The organism is Vibrio qingdaonensis (assembly GCF_026191675.1).
Taxonomy (GTDB): domain Bacteria; phylum Pseudomonadota; class Gammaproteobacteria; order Enterobacterales; family Vibrionaceae; genus Vibrio; species Vibrio qingdaonensis.
In genome coordinates this window covers 1-1,358 of record NZ_JAKRRY010000111.1, presented here as the reverse complement: position 1 = coordinate 1,358, position 1,358 = coordinate 1, and the positions used below count along the sequence as shown (strand labels likewise).

The following is a 1,358-nucleotide window of genomic DNA, read 5'->3' as shown; positions in this document are numbered from 1 at the left end:
TGCTAAGTGGCGCTGACGAATAACTTTACCAAACACTCATAATTTCAAACCAAAACCGCGATACGTTACGCGTCCACTTGAGCAGTTTGTTAGCACTCGACTGCCAGCGAGGTTTGTAGGAAGTCATCACTAACTTCAAGTTTATAAACAGTATTTGATTTAACTAGACACTCACGCATTTCCTTACGTGAGATCTCGAAGAGTTTATTTGTGAATTGATGGTCTTTTTCCCATTGATCACGACTTGGCCATTGGGCATAACCTACCATTACATTTAGCTTGTCTGAACGATGAAGACGAGAACCAAAGCTGCCACAATGCTGGTAGATTGACTTTGTTACTTCAAGCCATGCTTCGCGAAACCTTGATTCCGTTCCATCACGAATTTCAAACTCATAGACTGCGATAAACATCCTGTTTCTCCTCTGAGTGCTAACGCCTTGTTAAGTAGCAGCTAACTACCACCACACTCAAACAACACCACCGTAATCACTAAACTCAACCAAACCAAAATCGCCAAACGTTAGCTGTCTGCTTGAACAATTTGTTAGGCAATTATATCAACGTTAGCTGAGCTTCTAGTTGGTTAGCCTCTAAATGACAGGTTCGTAAGGCATCTGCTAACTTGATATCGCCATCAATGTTACCTACAACCGTTGTTAGAAACACTTCATAGTCATCTGGGTTAGGAAAGTGCTTTAACATCAATAGCTGGATAGAGAACAGGACTATACGTGTTGCTGTTTCAACCAAAGATATCTCTGGACAGACTGGATGGTTTTCACCGTCAGGGTAAGGGAACTCCATACTACCATGTGCAAATAGATTTCTAAGTTCATATACTGCGTATAAACCAACACCGGAAACACCAAACTCTTTCAACTCACCAATTCTTGTTTCGACACGTTCATAGCCAATCGACTTTTGGGCTAATTCTCTGAATATAGTGGTTTGAAGAAGTAACTCTGGTATCGTATCTGAAGGGTTAAAGGTGTTTAGCCAGAAACAAGCATCTCTAACTTTTCCGCGCTTTGATTTATCTGGATTCTTAGGTGGCTTAACTATATCAATAGTGGACTCTAAAGCCCCCCAAACAAAATTGAAGATAGCTAGCTTTTCAGTAAAGACCGGTAGTAACTTATCCCTAGCCAAGTCAAATTCATCAGAAGGCGCACACCAACCAAAGCTATTGTTATATTTGATAGTATCAAGGGAAATTGATTCAATCGAAGCGGCTATTTGCAACCACTGATAAACGCCACTCCATTCAGCAACATCATCTGTAGAGAACATAACATGTGACAGTGTTGCTATATGATCATTTAGTTTTATCAATACTTATCCCCTTGCGATATTGC

The 1,358-nt window shown here is 40.5% G+C and carries 2 protein-coding genes; both read right to left on the bottom strand.

Annotated features, from left to right (window positions below; genetic code table 11):
* Positions 1-89 precede the first annotated feature (89 nt).
* The gene (locus tag MD535_RS25515) at positions 90-413 is read right to left on the bottom strand and encodes an antibiotic biosynthesis monooxygenase (protein WP_265678088.1); all 324 of its coding nucleotides are present in this window, start codon (positions 411-413) and stop codon (positions 90-92) included.
* 142 nt (positions 414-555) lie between these two features.
* On the bottom strand, positions 556-1,335 hold the full coding sequence (locus tag MD535_RS25510) for a hypothetical protein (RefSeq protein ID WP_265678087.1): 780 nt from the start codon (positions 1,333-1,335) through the stop codon (positions 556-558).
* Positions 1,336-1,358: the final 23 nt, after the last annotated feature.